Below are 18,515 nucleotides of genomic sequence, written 5' to 3'. Positions count from 1 at the left end.
AGGCACGGCCACCGCCGCGGCCAAGCACCACCAGGGTGGCGCGAGCCCCCTAGGCAGCTCCCGCCCCCGTTAGAGAACGGACCTCGGTCTCCGCGTGTCGGGCTTCGGCGGCGGCCTCCGGGGAGAGGACGGTTCCCAGCCATCCCATGAGGAAGCCCAGAGGGATCGACACAACACCGGGGTTCTCCAGCGGGAAGTAGGCGAAATCCAGTCCGGGGAAGAGCGACTCCGGGGTGCCGGAGACCACCGGCGAGAGGACGACCAGGGCGATCGCCGGGATCAGGCCGCCGTAGACAGACCAGACCGCGCCGCGGGTCGTGAAACGGCGCCAGAAGAGGGCGTACAGCAAGACCGGCAGGTTGGCCGATGCGGCGACGGCGAATGCCAGGCCCACCAGGAAGGCGACGTTCAGGTCCTGGGCAAGCAGCGCCAGGCCGATGGCGACGGCGCCGACTCCCACCGCGGCGACACGCGCCACGGTGACCTCGCTGCGCCGGCCGCGTCGCCCGCCTTGCGCCCCGCCGCGGGAGCGCCGTAGCGAGGCGTACAGGTCGTGCGCGACGGACGCGGACGACGCGAGGGTGATACCGGCGACCACAGCCAGGATCGTGGCGAAGGCGACCGCGGCCACGACGGCGAAGAGAACCGTTCCTCCGGTCGAACCGGCACCACCGCCCAGCTCCAGGGCGAGCAGCGGAACGGCGGTGTTCCCGGCTTTGTTGGACGCGCGCACGGCGTCGCTGCCGAGCACCGCGGCGGCGCCGAAGCCCAGCACGATGGTCATCAGGTAGAAGCTGCCGATCAAGCCGATGGACCAGACGACGGAACGGCGGGCGGCCCGCGCCGTGGGGACGGTGTAGAAGCGGGCCAGGATGTGCGGCAGTCCGGCGGTGCCCAGGACGAGTGCGAGGCCGAGGCTGATGAAGTCGAGGCGCGACGTCCAGTCGCCGCCGTACTTGAGTCCCGGTGCGAGGAACTTGCGGCCGTGGCCGCTGTGTTCGGCGGCGGTGTGGAGCAGCCCGTTGATGTCACCGTGAAAGCGGACCGCCACCAGGACGGTCAGTGCAATCGCACCTCCCATGAGGAGCACCGCTTTGACGATCTGGATCCATGTCGTCGCACGCATGCCCCCGAAGGCGACGTAGACGACCATCAGTGCGCCGACCCCGATCACCATCCAGGTGCGGGCCTGCGCGCCCGCCCCGCCCAGGAGCAGCGCCACCAGGCTGCCTGCGCCGACCATCTGGGCCACCAGGTAGAGCACGGAGACGGTGACGGACGCCGTGCCGGCCGCGATACGGACGGGGCGTTCGCGCATCCGGGCGGCGACGACGTCGGCGAGGGTGAACCTGCCGCAGTTGCGGACCAGTTCGGCGACCAGGAAGAGGACGACGAGCCAGGCGACGAGGAAGCCGACGCAGTAGAGCAGGCCGTCGTAGCCGAAGAGGGCGATGAGTCCCGAGACGCCGAGGAAGGACGCGGCGGACATGTAATCGCCCGCGATGGCGAAACCATTCTCCATGGGCGAGAACAGCCTGCCGCCGGCGTAGAACTCCTCCGCGGAGCCGCGCCTGTGGCGGCTCACCCAGGTGGTGATCGCCAGCGTGACGGCGATGAACGCGCTGAACAGGACCAGAGCCAGGGTCTGGTGGTCGCCGGTCAACGGACGTGCCTTCCGGTGAGTTCCTGGGTTTCCCAGCGGATGTCGAGCGCCGCGCTGTCCCTGCGCAGCCGCGCATGCCGTGCGTAGGCCCAGGTGAGCAGGAAGGTCGTGGCGAACTGTCCGAGTCCGGCGAGCATCGCGACGTTGAGTGCGCCGGCAACCGGGCGTGCCATCAGGTCTGGTGCGGCGGTGGCCGCGATCACGTAGGCGAGGTACCAGATCAGGAATACGGCCGTGGCGGGTACGACGAATCGCCGGTAGCGGCGGCGCACTTCCTGGAAGGCGGCGCTTCGCTGCACCGCCAGATACACCTCGTCCAGGTACACGTCGTCGTGGGCCGCGGACCGCGCCTCCGGTAGCGGCGCGGGTGTCCGCGCGCAGTCCGGCCCGTCCCGTTCGTCGGCCGCGTCGTCGTCCCACTCGCCCCACCCGGGGGCGAGTGCCTCGTACCAGGGGCCGTCGTCGCGCCAGGGACCGTCGTCGAGCCCTACGTCGCCCGGCTCACCGGCCGCTCGACCGTCCTGCTTGTCCACCGAACACTCCTTGTCGCACGGGCCTGTTGGCCGTGGGCACCAAGGATGGACAGAAAGGAAGATCCGGGACTCTTCATTCCGAATGCTTCACTGAATCAGGTGGGTTATCCGGGCGGCTGTGCGATGCCGTGGCGGTAGGCGTAGTGGATCGCCTGAGCCCGGTCCCGTAGTCCCGCCTTGGCGAAGAGGTTGTTGATGTGGGTCTTCACGGTCGCGGTGGAGACGTGGAGCGTACGGGCGATTTCCGGGTTCGACTGCCCCTCGGCGACGAGGCGCAGCACCTCCGTCTCGCGTGCGGTGAGCCCGTCCGGAGGTTCGTGCGGCGGCTGTGGCCGGGGCGGTACGGGCTCCGCGAAGCGCTCCAGGAGGCGGCGCTGGATCTTCGGGGACAGCCCGGCCTCACCGGAGAGCACGTCGTCGATGGCGCGGACGATCTCGTCGCCGTCCGCGTCCTTGGTGAGGTAGCCGCGGGCGCCCGCCTGGAGGGCGGGGAAGAGCGAGTCGTCCTCAGCGTAGGTGGTGAGCACGACGACCTGGGTGCCCGGGTGGTCCGCACGGATGCGGCGGGTGGCCTCGACGCCGTCGCAGCGCGGCATGCGCAGGTCCATCAGGACGACGTCGGGGGCGAGTTCGGCGACCATGCGGATCGCGTCCTCGCCGTCTGCGGCGGATCCGACGACCTCAATGCCCGGCAGCAACCCCAGCAGCATCACGATTCCCTCGCGCACCACCGTCTGGTCGTCGGCGACCACGACGCGTGCCACCGTGCGTGCCATCATGCGGGCACCCTCAACCGCACCACGAAACCCTCCTCATCGGGACCGGACTCCAGCGTTCCGCCGAGGAGTTCGGCGCGCTCCCGCATCCCGAGCAGACCGTACCCGGAGCCGCTGTGCGCGAGCCCGTCGGGCGTGCCGCGGCCGCCCGAGTCGCGTACTTCCAGCCCTACGTCGCCGTCCGTGTACTCCAGACGCACGCTCACCCGGGCGCCCGGTGCGTGCTTGCGTGCGTTCGTCAGCGCCTCCTGGGCCACCCGCCGGACCGCGAGCCCCGCCTCGGCCGAGATGGTGCGCCGCTCACCCGTGACGTCCAGCTGCGCGCCCTCAGCGGCCGCCAGGCGGCACAGGAAGTCCTCGACGGGGATCATGTCCCCTCGCAGGGCGGAAAGAGCCTCACGCGTCCCGTCAAGCCCTTCTCGGGCCATTCCACGGCATGCGATCACCCGTTCCAGGATCTGATCGCGGTCGGCCTCTAGGTCGGCGCTGCGCTGGATCAGCTGCCGCGCCGCCTCCAGGTGCACCAGCTGGGCACTGAGGCTGTGGGCGAGGACGTCGTGGATCTCGCGGGCGATCCGGCCGCGTTCGGCGAGTGCCGCCGATTCGGCCTCCGCCGTACGGGCGGCTCGTTCCTGGGCCAGCAGCCGCTGGGCGTTGCCGCGCGCCTCGGCGTCCAGCCGTACGACGTACCCGGCCAGCGCCAGTCCCGCGGTGGTCGTGACGGTCGTCAGCCAGTTGTCGGTGTTCATCGCGGCGTACGCGCCGAGAGCGGCGGCGGAACACGGCACGGCAACGCTCAGCGGCAGCCGCTCCATCGCGGTGATGGCGCAGGCGCACCACAGCACGATCGCCGGCGTCCGCGCGCCGGCGAGCGCGAAGCCGAAGGCAGCGGCCTCCAACAGGAAGAACAGCCCGATGGAGGGCCACAGTCGACGGGCCAGTGTCATACGGAAGAAGCCGCGGAACACCAGCATGCCGGCGGCCATCCCGGCGACCGCCGCCACCAGGCCCCAGCCGCTGAAGATCCGCGCCGCCAAGGTGGTCCACAGCAGACCGGTCACCACCAGGACACGGATCGCCCGGCCGATCCACAGCCGGACTTCGCCGATGCCCTCACGAGAGAGCGACTCCCGCAGGGGCCAACTCGTCCAGGAGTTCAGCGACACGTACGGTCCTTCATCGGTGCGGAGCGGTTCGGGGCGCGCAGGGGCATCAGCCGGCGACAGGAACACGGTACGTCCGCTGCGCGGCCTGAGCCCGCCAGCCGATGACGCCGGCCCGGGACAGCAGCATCGCGGCGACGGAGAGGGTGACGGCCGGGCTGCCCTGGTGGATGCCCATGAGCGAGGCGATGCCCAGGATTCCGATGCGCACGGCCATCCCGCACAGCCATACACCGGCCGTCGTCCAGCCTCCCTTGGCCCACACCTCGCCGTCCGTGTCCGTCCAGATACGGGTGGTCCAGGCCCAGGCGGCGCCGCCGGCCAGCGCGACCAGGATCTCCACGCCGAGCAGGACGACGGAGGCCGTGTGATGGGCGGGATCCAGTAGTCCCGGCTGCCGGCATGCCACCACCACCAGGACAGCAGGGATCAGCCACCACTTCTTGCCGTCCGATGTGACGCGCTGGGCGGTGAACTGCCGGACGAATACGACCACGACAACCGCGGTGATCACAACGATGGTGAGCACGCCGCTCATGAGCCTGGGCCTCCGTGTGACGGGAATTGCGACGCTCCCGACGCTACGGAGAAGGCGTGGCCGGCCGGATCGGAGCCAGGGTGGGCAGCGGGTGGAAATCACGACGGGCGCCCGTCCACCCAGGGGTGGAGAGGCGCCCGTAGGGCCCGCGGCCGGATCAGGTGTCGATACGCGAACGGTCCAGAGTGGAGGCGGAGTTGGTGATGAACTCCTTACGGGGCGCGACTTCGTTGCCCATGAGGAGGTCGAAGGCCTTCTCCGCCGCTTCGAGATCGCTGATGTTGATCCGTCGCAGGGTGCGGTGGCGCGGGTCCATCGTGGTCTCGGCGAGCTGGTCGGCGTCCATCTCACCCAGGCCCTTGTAGCGCTGGATGCTGTCCTTGTAGCGGACGTTCTTGCGCTGGAGCTCGAGCAGCGTCTGGCGAAGCTCGTTGTCCGAGTAGGTGTAGATGTACTTGTCCTGGCCCTTCTTGGGGTTGGTCAGTTCTACGCGGTGCAGCGGCGGTACGGCGGAGAAGACCCGGCCCTGTTCGACCATCGGCCGCATATAGCGCTGGAAGAGGGTCAGCAGCAGGCAGCGGATGTGGGCGCCGTCGACGTCCGCGTCGGCGAGGAAGATGACCTTGCCGTAGCGGGCGGCGTCGATGTCGAAGGTGCGGCCGGATCCGGCTCCTATGACCTGGATGATGGCGCCGCACTCGGCGTTCTTGAGCATGTCCGAGACCGACGACTTCTGGACATTGAGGATCTTGCCGCGGATCGGCAGCAGCGCCTGGAACTCGGAGTTGCGCGCCAGCTTCGCGGTGCCCAGCGCCGAGTCGCCCTCGACGATGAACAGTTCGCTGCGGTCGACGTCGTCACTGCGGCAGTCGGCGAGCTTGGCCGGCAGGGAGGAGGACTCCAGCGCCGTCTTACGCCGCTGAGCCTCCTTGTGCTGACGGGCGGCGATGCGGGTACGGGCCGCGGCGACGATCTTCTCCATGACGGAGCGGGCCTGCTGCTTGTCGTCGCGCTTGGTGGAGGTCAGGAACACCTTGAGTTCGCGGCTCACCACCTGGGCGACGATGCGTGACGCGGCAGAGGTGCCGAGCACCTCCTTGGTCTGGCCCTCGAACTGCGGCTCGGCGAGCCGCACGGTCACCACCGCGGTGAGGCCCTCCATGGCGTCGTCCTTGACGACGTCGTCCTCGGCGACCCTCAGCAGCTTCTGCGTGCGCAGCACCTCGTTGACGGTCTTGGCGACCGCGCGCTCGAAGCCGGAGACGTGGGTGCCGCCCTTGGGCGTGGCGATGATGTTGACGAAGGACTTGAGCGTCGCGTCGTAGCCGGTGCCCCAGCGCAGCGCGATGTCGACACCCAGTTCCCGGGTGACTTCGGTGGGTGTCATGTGACCGCGGTCGTCCAGGACCGGCACGGTCTCCTTGAAGGTGCCCTGGCCGGTCAGGCGCAGGACGTCGCAGACGGCTTTGTCCTGGGCGAGGTACTCGCAGAACTCGCTGATGCCGCCGTCGTAGCGGAAGGTCTCCTCGGTCTTGCCGGCGCCGTCGATGCCGCGTTCGTCGCGGACGACGAGGGTCAGGCCGGGCACCAGGAAGGCTGTCTGGCGGGCGCGGGCGTACAGCGTCTCCAGGGAGAGCCGGGCGTCCTTGAGGAAGATCTGCCGGTCCGCCCAGTAGCGCACCCGGGTGCCGGTCTTCGCCTTGGCGACCCGCTTGCCCTTGAGCAGGCCGTTGCCGGGGTCGAAGGGGGCGTCGGGGCCGGATTCGGTGAAGACGCCGGGGACGCCGCGTCGGAAGCTGATGGAGTGCGTCTTGCTGTTGCGGTCCACCTCGACGTCGAGCCGCGCGGAGAGCGCGTTGACGACGGAGGCGCCGACGCCGTGCAGGCCGCCGGAGGCCGCGTAGGAGCCGCCGCCGAACTTTCCGCCGGCGTGCAGCTTGGTCATCACGACCTCGACGCCGCTGAGCCCGGTCTTGGGCTCGACGTCCACGGGGATGCCGCGGCCATTGTCACGGACCTCCACCGACGCGTCGTCGTGGAGGATCACCTCGATGTGGTCGCAGTAGCCGCCCAGCGCCTCGTCGACGGAGTTGTCGATGATTTCCCACAGGCAGTGCAGCAGGCCGCGACTGTCCGTCGAGCCGATGTACATGCCAGGACGCTTGCGGACGGCCTCCAGACCCTCGAGGACGAGCAGATGCCGCGCGGTGTAGTTGGATCCGTCCCGGTCTGCCCCGGTCAGCACTGCGGTGGACGGCACGGACATCTCGGCGGTCACGCGGTTCGCTCCTCGCTGAATTTCTGGCAGTCCGCATTCCGCGGACTCGGTTGTGGCGGTGTCGCCGGTGAGAGGGTACCGAGGCCTGGTAGAGCCGATGTGACGCCACCCGTAAGGACGTCCATGGTAGTAGAATTTCGCTCACACGTTCGATCTCTCGATAGTATGACGTCCGAGTGACGTGCACATCACGTTCCCTTCGAGGCATGAACCATTTAGGCTCCGGGCACGTCCTCATCAACAACCGGCAAGCCAGCCGGGAGGACAGACCCAACAACCAACGTGATTCAGACCACCACGCAATACGGCTCATTCGCCGCCACCCGGCAGCACCCGGCCACCTCGAAGAATTTTTTTCGAGGAAAAGGCACAAGCGGGAACGTTTTCGGCCTGGTTGGATGTTGACCCTGGTACGACAGCTCGTCGAGCTAGAGAAGAGGCGACGTGACTACTGTTCTGACACCCGCGAGCCCGCTGACGGCCGCTGACCGCTGCGACCGCTGCGGCGCCCAGGCATACCTGCGCGTCGTCCTGATGTCCGGCGGCGAACTGCTCTTCTGCGCCCACCACGGTCGCAAGTTCGAGCCAGAACTCAAGAAGATCGCCGCGGAAATACAGGACGAGACGGAGCGGCTGACCGCTTCTCCGACGTCCGCGTCCGCGTCCGAAGAGGAACGCTGACACTTCGCATCCACGACGAGCGAGCAGCGGCCTGAGGGTCGTGCGGCGGGCGGTCTCCCCGGCACCACCGGGAAGACCGCCCGCACTCGTACGCTCCGGCGGTGCCTCCCCGGCACTTCCCGCGACTCCCCGTAACGCTCAGCCCGACCCGTGGCCGGCCACCACGGGGAGCAGCGCCGAGGCACGCGTATAGACACCGGGACTGCCGGCCTTGCCGCAGCCGGTCCCCCACGACACGAGCCCCACCAGGCGCCCGTGCACCACCAGCGGCCCGCCACTGTCCCCCTGACAGGCGTCCCGGCCGCCCGCCGGCTCCCCCGCGCACAGCATGGAATCAGGCTTGTACGTGCCGTCGGCATTGCCGGGGTAAGCCCGCGCGCACACCGAATCATCGAGCACGTTCACCCCGGCCGACCGCAGACGCGAGGCGTAGCTGCCCTCGCCGGTCATGTCCCCCCAGCCATAGACGGTGGCCGCGTTGCCCGCCTGGTAGGCGGCGTCGTCCTGGCGCGCTATCGGGATGGGACGGTTTCTGACCGGCTTCGGCAGCGTGAGGACGGCCATGTCGCCCTCGTTCGTCCAGCTGTCATATGCCGGATTCACCCACACCTTCGCAGGCTTGAGCTCCAGGCCACCGCCGTGTGCGAGGTTGTCGCGTCCGATGACGATCCGCAGGTCGCTCACCTGCTGCCAGGGCACGCCCAGTACCTCCCGGCTCAGGCAGTGCGCGGCCGTCACCACCGTCGAGGTGCCGACGAGGACGCCCCCGCAGAACTGTCCGGAGCGGGCGGCACCGAACCGCGCGTGGGAGGCGAGGGCCACCGCCCATGGGCTCTGTGAGACGCGTACCGGGGTGCCGCCGACCACGGATGCGTCCGCGGTCGCGGCTGTCGGCACGGCGAGGACCAGTGCGAAGGCTCCGAAAACGGCGTGGGACGGACGCATACGGACTCCTGACTCTGGGGACAGTGGTCGCCCACCCAGAGTGACCCAAACGGACGCCCCCCGCACCCGGACGGCCGCGAGCCCGGCCCCTCCCACAAGGGAGGAACCGGGCTCGCGGGGCGGTCCGTGCCCGTTCGGCTAGTCGAGGTAGTCGCGCAGTACCTGGGAGCGCGACGGGTGCCTCAGCTTGGACATGGTCTTGGACTCGATCTGGCGGATCCGCTCGCGGGTGACGCCGTAGACCTTGCCGATCTCGTCCAGCGTCTTGGGCTGGCCGTCGGTGAGACCGAAGCGCATGGAGACCACGCCGGCCTCGCGCTCGGAGAGGGTGTCCAGCACCGAGTGCAGCTGCTCCTGCAGAAGCGTGAAGCTGACCGCGTCGGCGGGGACGACCGCCTCGGAGTCCTCGATGAGGTCACCGAACTCGCTGTCGCCGTCCTCGCCCAGCGGGGTGTGCAGCGAAATCGGCTCGCGGCCGTACTTCTGGACCTCGATGACCTTTTCGGGGGTCATGTCGAGTTCCTTGGCCAGCTCCTCCGGGGTGGGCTCGCGGCCCAGGTCCTGGAGCATCTGGCGCTGGACGCGCGCGAGCTTGTTGATGACCTCGACCATGTGGACGGGGATACGGATGGTGCGGGCCTGGTCGGCCATGGCGCGGGTGATGGCCTGGCGGATCCACCACGTCGCGTAGGTCGAGAACTTGTAGCCCTTGGTGTAGTCGAACTTCTCGACCGCGCGGATCAGACCGAGGTTGCCCTCCTGGATCAGGTCCAGGAAGAGCATGCCGCGGCCGGTGTACCGCTTGGCCAGGGAGACGACCAGTCGGAGGTTGGCCTCCAGGAGGTGGTTCTTCGCCCGGCGGCCGTCCTCGGCGATGATCTCCAGCTCACGCTTGAGCTTCGGCGCGAGCTTGTCGGAGTTCGCCAGCTTGTCCTCGGCGAACAGACCCGCCTCGATGCGCTTGGCGAGCTCGACCTCCTGCTCGGCATTGAGGAGCGGGACCTTGCCGATCTGCTTGAGGTAGTCCTTGACCGGGTCGGCAGTGGCGCCGGCCGCGGCGACCTGCTGCGCGGGGGCGTCGTCCTCGTCGTCGTCGGACAGGACGAAGCCGGCGCTCTCGGTGCCCTCGGGGGCATCGGCCGCCTCGCCCTTGCCGGGCGCCGGGGTCTCCTCGGTCGCCTCGTCGTCGAGCAGCTCGTCGACGTCCTTCTTGCCCGCGGTCTTCTTTGCGGCGGTCTTCTTTGCGGTCGCCTTCTTGGCAACCGTCTTCTTGGCGGCAGTCTTCTTTGCCGCTGCCTTCTTGGCAGGCGCGGGGTCGGTCTCACCGGCCGGGTCCGCCATGGAGGTGGCGGCCGCGGTGGTGGCCTTCTTCACCGTGGCGGTCTTGGCCGCGACGGTCTTGGTGGCGGTGCGCTTTACCGGACTCTCCGCTGCGACGCTCTTGCGGGTGCGCTTGGGCGCCTCTGCGGCACTGACCATCAGCGTCACACCCTCCTCGTCGAGGATCTGGTTGAGGCTGCGCAGAACGTTCTTCCACTGGGTTGGCGGAATCTGGTCAGCCTCGAAGGCCCGACGCACGTCATCGCCGGCGATCTGCCCATCAGCCTTTCCCCGCTCGATGAGCGCCATCACAGACTCGGACTCGGCGATCTCCGGCGGGAGCGTACGGGATGTGCTGGCCGACACGAACAACCTCTCGGAACGATGGAAACGGCTTCCGACTCCGTCCAGTGTGGATCGGAGCCGACGACCGCCGGTGGGGATGGACCGACGGCGCAGGGGCAACCGGGGAGTTGAACAGCGTCACGAACGCCGTCCGTATTCCCTCCTCGGCTATCACCTCTTAAGTCATCGCGCTTCCCTGAAGAGCGTTACGCCCAATCTGCGTGGCCCGAGTCACACCCCATAACGACCCATTCCCAGTCATATGACATGCAATCCTCCTAAGGTCCATCGTCGGACCCGGGCGACGCCCCCGGATCCGACGATCGTGCGTGCCTTCGACGCGTACGGCGCACGCACCCGTCCATAGGGCGGCGCGGGGCACCCTGCCGCGTGGCGCCCACGGTCCGTACGCATTCGGGTACGGGCCTTCAGTGCTCGCGGGGCGCGGGGACGACGTGGCCGTCGGGCGTCCCGGAGCCCTGGCCGCCGGCCTCGCCATGGGCGGCGAGGAGCTGGCGCATCGCGGACTCGGCCGCCGTGGCGTCGCCGGAACCGATGGCGTCGACGATCCGCATGTGCTGGCCCACGGACGTCTCGATCGGGCGCTCGCAGCCGCCGGACGGGCCGCCGGAGACGTGCAGCGCGGAGGTGACGATGCCCGAGAGGTGCTCGAGCATGCGGTTCCCGGCGAGCTGCAGCAGCAGGGTGTGGAACTCGACGTCGGCGCGGCCGAAGGTCACGGTGTCGCCCTGGGCGGCGGAGTGGCCCATGATCTCGACCATGTCGGCGAGCCGCTGCTGGATGTCCTCCCGCCCGTGGCCGGCGGCGAGGCGAGCGGCGAGCGGCTCGATGGTCCAGCGCAGCTCGCACAGCTCGCGGCGCTGGTCGTCACGCTGCGGCCCGTAGGCCCGCCACTCGATGATGTCGGGGTCGAGGAGGTTCCAGTCGCTGACCGGGCGGACTCGGGTGCCCACGTTCGGGCGGGCGCTGACCAGGCCTTTGGCCTCGAGGACGCGCAGCGATTCACGGACGACGGTCCGCGAGACCTCGAATCGCTGGCCGATCTCCTCGGGGACGAGCGGGCGGTCGGCGCCGAGATCACCGGAGACGATCATCTGACCCAGCTGTTGGACGAGTTGGCCGTGCAGGCCGCGGCCTCGGCTGCCGGCGGCGCGGCGGCCGACGCGGCCCATGTCTGTTTCGGGGCCGTCCCAAACCGGCGAGACGCGCTCGGTGCGATCCACGCCTGCCGCGTTCGCGGCATTGCCGGCGTTGGCGTAGGGGTAGCGGTCAAGCTCGCCCGGACCTGCGAGGCCGGTGTCGCCGGGGCGAGCCGCGGTCATCATGGTGTGCGCAAGGGTACTCACGCATCCTTTGTCGGCGACACCCTGAACACCCTTGAGGTCTTTGGTGAAAAGCACACGAAAGGGTGATCGCCCGTCATCTCTCAATTGACGCTTTATCGGAAAGAAATGCGCCACCTGCGGCGAGTTGTGGACAGTGGCGCAACAACAGGGCTGCGAAACGGGCGGCATACCGGATCACCGCACCCAGCCGCGAAACATCGCGAGGGCGTACGCACAGACCAGCACCGTCAGCGACAACGCCATTGCACTGCCCACGGGTTGGGTCGCAAGCCGCATGGCGACCGATACGGCCTGATCGATTCCGGAAGGCCACCGGTAGAGAGCCGACGACCCCAGTCGCCCCGGGAGTCCCGCCATTGACCGGGCTGCGGGCTCGGCGACCATGCGCTGCACAAGCGGCAGGACGACGACCGGTACGGCGAGTACGGCGGCCAATCCCGTTGCGGTGGACCGGAATACGCCGGCGGCCAGTACGCCTGCCCAGGCACAGCCGGTCAGCAGGCCCAGCCAACCGGCGGCGAAAACAGGCCACTCGGTGATGCTGGTGACGGATTCCGGTCCGAACAGGTAGCGGGTGCCTGCCTCGTCGGCGGTGAGTACACAGACGCCGAGGGCCAGGGCGGATGCGCCGCTGACAAGCAGTTTGGCGACGAGCAGTCCGAGGCGGCGAGGTACGGTGCCGCGTTCGGGAGCCAGTGCCGGGTAGCGGAACTCCTGACCGAAAGAGAGCGCTCCGAGGAGTCCGGCGCCGAGTGCGGCCGGGGGGAAGGGCAGTTGACGGGGCCAGCCGGCGAGTACGCGGGTCACCGGGGCGTCGCCGTGCCGGGCCAGCAGCAGCGCCAGGCCCAGGGACACGAGGACGGACGCGACCGTCACGAACAGGCCGGTGCGATCGCTGAGTGTGCGGCGCAGTTCGTAGCGCAGCGGCCAGGCCGGGCCGGGGCCGGGCAGGCGGGGGATGGTGAGGGTTTCGACGGCCGGTACCGAGGACCGAGCCGGCCGAGCCGCGGGGACGGTGGCTGCGACGACCGGGAGGGTGAGGGTGTCGGACACGGTGTCCGTGCCTTTGGGGGCGATGGCGGCGCGGGCGGCCTGGAGGACGCGGACCATCGGCGCCGGTGCGGGCACGGGGACCGCGTCGTCCGGCGGCGAGGGCGGGACGTCGTTGGCCGGGCCGGGTGGGCGGCCGTCTGCGCGGTGGAGCGGGGTGACGGGTCCGTTGTCGCCGACCTCGTCGGCGAGCTGGTGCACCAGGATGCCGTGGCGGAAGGCGGCCTCCCCCACGGCGGCGCAGCTGCTGCCGTAGACAGCGAGGCGGGTGCCGCTCTCGCGTACGACCTCGATGGCGCGGCCGACGGCGGGGTCCGCGGCGTGGTCGGCGCGCTGAGACTCGTCGACGAGGAGGGTGGCGAGGCGGTCGGCGTGCGGGGAGCGGACGGCCACCCGGGGGCGCAGCCGGGTACGGGCGAAGTCGGCGGCTTCCTGATCAGCGATAAGTCGACCTTGTTCGACGGCGACCACATGATCGGCGAGCCGTGCGGCCTCCTTGGCGCTGCGGGAGGTGGTGAGGACGGCGCCGCCCTGAGCTGCGTAGCCGCGCAGCAGGCCGTGCACCCAGGCCGCTTCGCGCCGGGAGACCCCTTCGGCGGGTTCATCTAGCACGAGGGTGTGCGGGTCGCCGATGAGTGCCGCGGCCAGGCCCAGCCGGCGGTCCATCCCGCGGGAGAACTCGCCCAGGCGCTGGTCGGCCAGACCGCTGAGGCCGACGAGGTCGAGTACCTCGTCGGCGCGGGTGACCGGGACGCCGGCGGCGGCGCTGAGCATGCGCAGATGCGTGCGGGCCGTACGGGAGGGGTCGGCGGGGGTGTCGCCGAGGAGGACGCCGAGTTCACGGGCCGGGTTCGGGATGCGGTGCAGGGGGCGGCCGCGGAAGAGGGCGACGCCGCGGCCGCGTTCGAGTTGCAGCACGAGGCGCAGGGCGGTGGTCTTGCCCGCGGCGCCGCCGCCGAGGAGCACGGTGATCTGACCTGGGCGTGCCTCGAAGCTCAGGTCGTCGACGGCGGGCGGGAGTTCGCCGCGGGGGGCGCTGGTCAGTCCGACGGCCTGGATCATCGCGTCCCTCGCGGGGCGTGAGACCGTTCGGCGGTTGCTGGGGGTACGAGAGGGCTCACCCGACCAAGGTAACGCGATATGTCCTATTTACCCGTAATTGCCGAGCAGTGATGTCCCGTCGTGTCCCGCCACGTCCCGCCGCGCCGCGGTGCCGCCATGCCGCTGCTCAGACCTCCGGGCGCAGCATCGGCGGGTTGAGCAGCGTCGCACCGCCGGCTCTGAACAGCTGGGCGGGGCGGCCGCCCTGACGGGTCGTCGTACCGCCGGTGGGCACCAGGAAGCCGGGGGTGCCGGTCACTTTGCGGTGGAAGTTGCGGGGGTCCAGGGCGACGCCCCAGACCGCTTCGTAGACCCGTCGCAGCTCGCCGACGGTGAACTCCTGCGGGCAGAAGGCCGTGGCGAGGGAGGAGTATTCGATCTTCGAGCGGGCGCGCTCGACGCCGTCGTCGAGGATCTGCGCGTGGTCGAAAGCCAGAGGTGCGCCCAGCTCGCCTTCGCGGGCGTGGGTACCGTCCTGGTCGAGGAGCGTCTCGACCGGTGCCCAGCGCGCGCTGTGGGCGTCGCCGCCGGCCCGCGGGGCGGGCAGGTCGGGGGCGAGGACGAGGTGCGCGACGCTGACGACCCGCATGCGGGGATCGCGCTTGGGGTCGCCGTAGGTGGCGAGTTGTTCGAGGTGCGCGCCGTATGTGGGCGGCGGACCCGATGCGGACTGGGCGTGCAGGCCGGTCTCCTCGGCGAGTTCCCGGGCGGCCGCGTCCGCAAGGTCCTCGTCGGCCCGGACGAATCCGCCGGGCAGTGCCCAGCGGCCCTGGAACGGCGGCTCACCGCGGCGCACGGCCAATGCGCACAGGGCGTGGCGGCGCACGGTGAGCACGACCAGGTCGACGGTGACGGCGAAGGGCGGATAGGCCGACGGGTCGTAGGGAGGCATGCCCGCGATCATAGTCGTCCGCTTGACGATAAACAGGTCTTGATGGCTGTCAGGACCCCAGTTGCAGACAGTCCGCCGCCGCTTCCACCATGCCCATGCCCAGTCGGCTGATCCGTATGGCAAACGGCTGTTCCGCGACGGTCAGGCCGGTGAACTGCATGGCGCCGAGGGGGGCTCCCGCGAGCGGGCGTACGGCCACCGTCCCGCCGGGCACGTCGGGACGCAGGCCGGCCAAGGCGATCAGTATCCGGGCCGCGCCGGCCGCCGCCACCGCCGCGGGGCGGCAGGCTGCCGGGTGCGGGACGGGTGCGCCGTGAGCGGTGCGCTGTTCTCCCGCGTACATCTCCGGGAGACGGTGGCCGAAGCCGTCCGCGGCATCGAGGATGCCTCGGGCCAGCGTGCCGGCCGTCTTTTCGTATCCCGCCGCGCCCAGTCCGGCGACGGCGATCACCGTCTCGTGGACGCGGACCGCGCCGCTGCGGTGGCCGAAGGGGTTGTAGCCGCTCTCCTTGGCGCCCAGCCCCCGCAGGCCCCAGCCGGTGTCCAGGGCAGGGCCGCCCAGGAGCCTGGCCAGTTGGTCGGTCTGTGCCGCGTCCAGCAGGCCGGGGGCGAGGGCGCCGCCGCCGAGCAGGCCGGTGTCGAGGAGATGGGCCGCGGTGGAGCCGAGGTGCGGCAGCGGGCGGCCGTCGCCGGTGAGCAGGGCGGCGGGGCGGCCGCCCGCCCGGTCCTCAAGCCAAAAGTCCGTACGGAACCGCGTGCGCAGATCCCCGGCCCACTCCCGCAGCGCCGTCGCGTCGGGCGATCCGGCGGCCTCGAGGAGGTCGGCACCCAGGAGGGCGGCGCGGTGCGCGTGGGCCTGGGTCTCACAGCGGTAGGGGCCGTCGGGTGGAGGGTCGGGAACGTAGCCGCCGCGCCCTTTGCCCGCCGGCTCGGTGGCGGTGCGCAGCCAGCGCAGACAGCGTTCCGCGGCGGGCAGCAGCCGCTCCGTCTCCCGGTCGGGCAGGCCCCAGCGGCGTGCCTCCGCGAGGACGGCGGGGAACAGGAGCGTGGCTTCGATGCCCGTGCAGCTCGGCGGGGCATGCGGCCCGGCGTCCCGGAGGGCTCCGGGAATTCGGCCGAAATCCTTCCCTGGCGTGGCTTGTTGCGTACGGGCAAGCGCCCGCAGCGTGCCCTCGGCGAGCCGCGTGCCCAGCGGCAGCAGCATCCGGGCGGTCCACAACGCCTCCGCCGGGGCGAGCCCGCACCTCCAGGGAAAGCCACCGGCGACGTATACGTCCCCCGGTGCGGCGGGGTCGCGCATCAGCAGGCCGTACAGGTCGTCGAGGCTGCCCGCCAGGAGGGCGTCGGCCCGGTGGTCATCGCACTCCAGCCGGGCGGGCGACCAGGGACGCGGTGGCCGGTCACCGCGCCTACGGGAGACGGGGCTCTGGGCTCGCGGGCCGGGGATCCGGGTGTCCCCGGGGCGCCACCGGCCGGCCGGCTGGTCGCCCGGGGGGCCGTCGGCGTCGTGCTCGAGCCGGATGCGCAGTTCGATGGTGTGCCGGCCGCCGGGTGGCAGGTCCACGTCCCAGCGGAGCAGGCCCGCGGACGCCAGTGCGTCCTGGGGCGAGGGCGTCGCGGAGACCACCGCATGCGCTCCGGGCGCGGACCAGCGCAGCCCGGATCCATGGACGGCGGCACGCAGTTCGGGGCCGCAGAGCCCGACGGCGACGGCGCCCAGTTCCGCGAGGTCGGTGCCGAGCCGGATTTCGACCGGGAGCCGCAGGGTCCGGGTGGCGCTGCTGAGGAAGGTGATCTGCTCGGTGCCGTCGGCGGACCGCAGCCGCTCCATCCGGATCTCCGGATCCGGGCCCCGCTCGCCGGCCTTACGGACCGTCCCGATGAACCGCGCACGCTGCGCGTCGACCAGCCGTCCCTGGACGACGAGTGGTTCACCGCCCGCGGCCCGCACCTCGCAGCGGGAGAGGATCCGCAGGCCGTCGCGGTAGTAGCCGTCGAGGCCGTGGCCGGTCAGCTGTCCCGAGGCGGACGAGACCGCGAGGCCCGGCAGGGCGACGCAGACCAGCGAGGAGTGGACGGGCTGTGGTTGGGGGATCCGGGGCGGCGCGGGGCGCCGTTCGCCGGGCGGCCGACGGGCCGGCTGGGTGGTGGGGACGATGCCTGGCACGCTCTGCGCTCCCTGGTGGTGTCGGGGCTTCGTACGGCCTGCGCCACCTTCGTGAACGGTGCGGCCGGCGCCCAGGTCACGCCGGCCGCACCGGGTCGCTACGGTCACCGCCGGCTCCGGTCACCGTCCCGGCCGGCACGCCGCCTGCCGCGCCCCTCGGCCGTACGGCTGCCCGGACGGGTACCGCCGCGTGGCCCGAGGGCGCGGTCGGCGGCTCCGGGGCGGGCCGGCCGTGGGCGTTTGCCCGGCCGCGGCACTTCCTTGCCGGGCGTGATGGGTCCGCTCCGGGGGACGGCCGTCTGCTCCTTGCGCTGCTCGCGCAGGCAGCGGCGCAGCGGCTCCGGATCGAGGCCTTCGTTGATGGCGCGGTGCAGCAGGTCGGCGAAGGCGTAGTCGGGGTCGATGCTCAGGGCGCGACCGAGCGTGATGCGGGCCGAGGGCCTGTCCTCGGTGGCCCAGCAGACCCATCCGGCGAGGGTCAGCGGTGCCACGGCGTGCTCGAGATAGCCGCCGGCGCAGCGGCGGGCGAGGGCGCGCCAGAGCCTGAGGGCCGGCGCCGCGTCGGAGCCTTCCATCCATTCCGCGGCCCGGTCGCGGGTGGTGCGGTCCTGGAGTCCGAGGATGAGGGCGGCGGCCTCGGCGTCGGTGATCAGTGCGTCGTCGCAGGCGTCCCTGGCCCGGTTGCTGCCCGCGGGGGTGTCCTGCCGGAAGCGGTGGATCATCGACTCGGCCAGGTCGAGGGTGTCCCGGCGGACCGCCGCCGCGCCGTCCGGCCGGAACATGCGTGGCACGAGCGCGGCGGCCGCTGCGTCGAGGGTCTTCTCCTGGTCGGCGCCCCGGGGCCCGGAGCGCGGGGCCAGCCGGGCCTCCATCTCCTTGAGCGAGCCGCGCACCTGCATTCCCGCGTAAGCGGCCGCCGCAGCCATCACGGAGGTGCCCGGCATGGCCAGGGGTGTGCCGTCGGCGGGGCAGCAGCGGAAGTCGGGGCAGCAGTAGGACCAGTAGCGGCCGTTGGAGAGGCACAGGGCTTCGATCACGGGGACGTCCAGTGCGCCGCAGGCGGTACGCAGCCGCTGGGCGAGGGGGCGGAGCCGGTCCTTGACGTCCTTGCCGCTCTCGCCTGCCGCGGGTTCCCGGCAGAGGAAGACGAGGATCGCTGTGGGCCGCTCGGCGCAGTCCCGCGCGGCGGAGATCAGGCAGTCGGCGAGCTGGTCGGCGATGTCCGGCCACTGGGCGGCATCCGTCGGGATCCCGAGCCGGACCCGGCCGCCGAAGCGTCCGCGTTCGCCGTGCAGGGCGACCAGAACGACGCTGTCGTCGGGGTAGAAGCCCATGAGGTACGGGAGCGCGTCGGCGAGTTCGGCGGGGCTGCGGAGGATGACCTGGGGCTCTGCGGACGGACCTTTGGCGGCGCCGGAGGAGTCAGAGGAGCCGGAGGAATCGGAGGAGCCGGAGGAGTCTGCGGGGCGGGCGGGGCCGGAGGGAGCGGGCGGACCGGCGGGGGCTGCGGGATCGGAGGGGTGTGCCGCGCGGGGCGGTTTGCCGGCGTGCGCGGAGTTGTCGGAGGTGTGGGGCTCGGGCGGTTCGCTGTGCGGAGTCATGGCTCGAAGATCCCGCGGCCTGGCGCGGCTCCGCGACCCCTGTGGACAACTCGCGGGTGATGCGGTTTTCCACAGGTTCGGGCCGAGGTTCGCGC

Annotated in this window: 14 protein-coding genes; 1 reads left to right on the top strand and 13 read right to left on the bottom strand. The window is 71.0% G+C overall.

The window, feature by feature from the left end; genetic code table 11:
- Window positions 1-49: 49 nt before the first annotated feature.
- The 6 genes from ACZ4S3_RS33865 to ACZ4S3_RS33840 form a co-directional block, all read right to left on the bottom strand.
- Entirely contained in the window at window positions 50-1,663 is a 1,614-nt protein-coding gene (locus ACZ4S3_RS33865) for a solute symporter family protein (protein ID WP_467941443.1), read from the bottom strand.
- Window positions 1,660-2,196: a DUF485 domain-containing protein gene (locus ACZ4S3_RS33860; RefSeq protein WP_467941440.1), complete on the bottom strand. Its 537-nt coding sequence runs from the start codon at window positions 2,194-2,196 to the stop codon at window positions 1,660-1,662. Before ACZ4S3_RS33860 ends, ACZ4S3_RS33865 begins: the two co-directional genes overlap by 4 nt.
- A gap of 104 nt (window positions 2,197-2,300) precedes the next feature.
- A complete protein-coding gene (locus ACZ4S3_RS33855; protein ID WP_467941436.1) occupies window positions 2,301-2,975 on the bottom strand; it encodes a response regulator transcription factor in 675 nt (224 codons plus the stop codon).
- Window positions 2,972-4,138, bottom strand: coding sequence for a sensor histidine kinase (locus ACZ4S3_RS33850; protein ID WP_467941432.1), 1,167 nt, complete (start codon window positions 4,136-4,138; stop codon window positions 2,972-2,974). The genes ACZ4S3_RS33855 and ACZ4S3_RS33850 overlap by 4 nt, the downstream gene beginning before the upstream one ends.
- 46 nt (window positions 4,139-4,184) lie before the next feature.
- Entirely contained in the window at window positions 4,185-4,673 is a 489-nt protein-coding gene (locus tag ACZ4S3_RS33845) for a DUF1453 domain-containing protein (protein WP_467941428.1), read from the bottom strand.
- A gap of 157 nt (window positions 4,674-4,830) precedes the next feature.
- Entirely contained in the window at window positions 4,831-6,951 is a 2,121-nt protein-coding gene (locus tag ACZ4S3_RS33840) for a DNA gyrase/topoisomerase IV subunit B (RefSeq protein WP_467941424.1), read from the bottom strand.
- Window positions 6,952-7,395: 444 nt separating this feature from the next.
- Here ACZ4S3_RS33840 and ACZ4S3_RS33835 point away from each other — a divergent pair, with 444 nt between their 5' ends.
- Window positions 7,396-7,632, top strand: a complete 237-nt coding sequence (locus ACZ4S3_RS33835) for a DUF7455 domain-containing protein (protein ID WP_467941421.1) — start codon at window positions 7,396-7,398, stop codon at window positions 7,630-7,632.
- A gap of 138 nt (window positions 7,633-7,770) precedes the next feature.
- On the opposite strand, the gene ACZ4S3_RS33830 is transcribed toward ACZ4S3_RS33835, so the two are convergent.
- The 7 genes from ACZ4S3_RS33830 to ACZ4S3_RS33800 form a co-directional block, all read right to left on the bottom strand.
- Window positions 7,771-8,577, bottom strand: a complete 807-nt coding sequence (locus ACZ4S3_RS33830; RefSeq protein ID WP_467941417.1) for a S1 family peptidase — start codon at window positions 8,575-8,577, stop codon at window positions 7,771-7,773.
- Window positions 8,578-8,715: 138 nt separating this feature from the next.
- Window positions 8,716-10,263: an RNA polymerase sigma factor gene (locus ACZ4S3_RS33825; protein ID WP_467941413.1), complete on the bottom strand. Its 1,548-nt coding sequence runs from the start codon at window positions 10,261-10,263 to the stop codon at window positions 8,716-8,718.
- Window positions 10,264-10,670: 407 nt separating this feature from the next.
- A complete protein-coding gene (locus ACZ4S3_RS33820; protein WP_467941411.1) occupies window positions 10,671-11,663 on the bottom strand; it encodes a FadR/GntR family transcriptional regulator in 993 nt (330 codons plus the stop codon).
- A gap of 120 nt (window positions 11,664-11,783) precedes the next feature.
- Window positions 11,784-13,721, bottom strand: a complete 1,938-nt coding sequence (locus ACZ4S3_RS33815; protein ID WP_467941406.1) for an ABC transporter ATP-binding protein — start codon at window positions 13,719-13,721, stop codon at window positions 11,784-11,786.
- Window positions 13,722-13,887: 166 nt separating this feature from the next.
- Window positions 13,888-14,652 (bottom strand): NUDIX hydrolase, encoded by a 765-nt coding sequence (locus ACZ4S3_RS33810; RefSeq protein ID WP_467941402.1) that lies wholly within the window; start codon window positions 14,650-14,652, stop codon window positions 13,888-13,890.
- 49 nt (window positions 14,653-14,701) lie between these two features.
- Window positions 14,702-16,819, bottom strand: a complete 2,118-nt coding sequence (locus tag ACZ4S3_RS33805) for a glycogen debranching N-terminal domain-containing protein (RefSeq protein WP_467941400.1) — start codon at window positions 16,817-16,819, stop codon at window positions 14,702-14,704.
- 104 nt (window positions 16,820-16,923) lie between these two features.
- A complete protein-coding gene (locus ACZ4S3_RS33800; RefSeq protein ID WP_467941398.1) occupies window positions 16,924-18,420 on the bottom strand; it encodes a DUF4192 domain-containing protein in 1,497 nt (498 codons plus the stop codon).
- Window positions 18,421-18,515 lie beyond the last annotated feature (95 nt).

The sequence above is a fragment of the Streptomyces sp. NPDC028368 genome, from assembly GCF_055565615.1.
Note: the sequence above shows the minus strand (reverse complement) of the source record. Positions and strands in the feature narration are given on the sequence as shown.

Bases quoted from the DNA above. Each gene is read 5' to 3' on its own strand.
- ACZ4S3_RS33810 (WP_467941402.1), bottom strand. From the start codon at position 14,652: ATGCCTCCCTACGACCCGTCGGCCTATCCGCCCTTCGCCGTCACCGTC.
- ACZ4S3_RS33800 (WP_467941398.1), bottom strand. From the start codon at position 18,420: ATGACTCCGCACAGCGAACCGCCCGAGCCCCACACCTCCGACAACTCC.
- ACZ4S3_RS33815 (WP_467941406.1), bottom strand. From the start codon at position 13,721: ATGATCCAGGCCGTCGGACTGACCAGCGCCCCCCGCGGCGAACTCCCG.
- ACZ4S3_RS33855 (WP_467941436.1), bottom strand. From the start codon at position 2,975: ATGATGGCACGCACGGTGGCACGCGTCGTGGTCGCCGACGACCAGACG.
- ACZ4S3_RS33845 (WP_467941428.1), bottom strand. From the start codon at position 4,673: ATGAGCGGCGTGCTCACCATCGTTGTGATCACCGCGGTTGTCGTGGTC.
- ACZ4S3_RS33830 (WP_467941417.1), bottom strand. From the start codon at position 8,577: ATGCGTCCGTCCCACGCCGTTTTCGGAGCCTTCGCACTGGTCCTCGCC.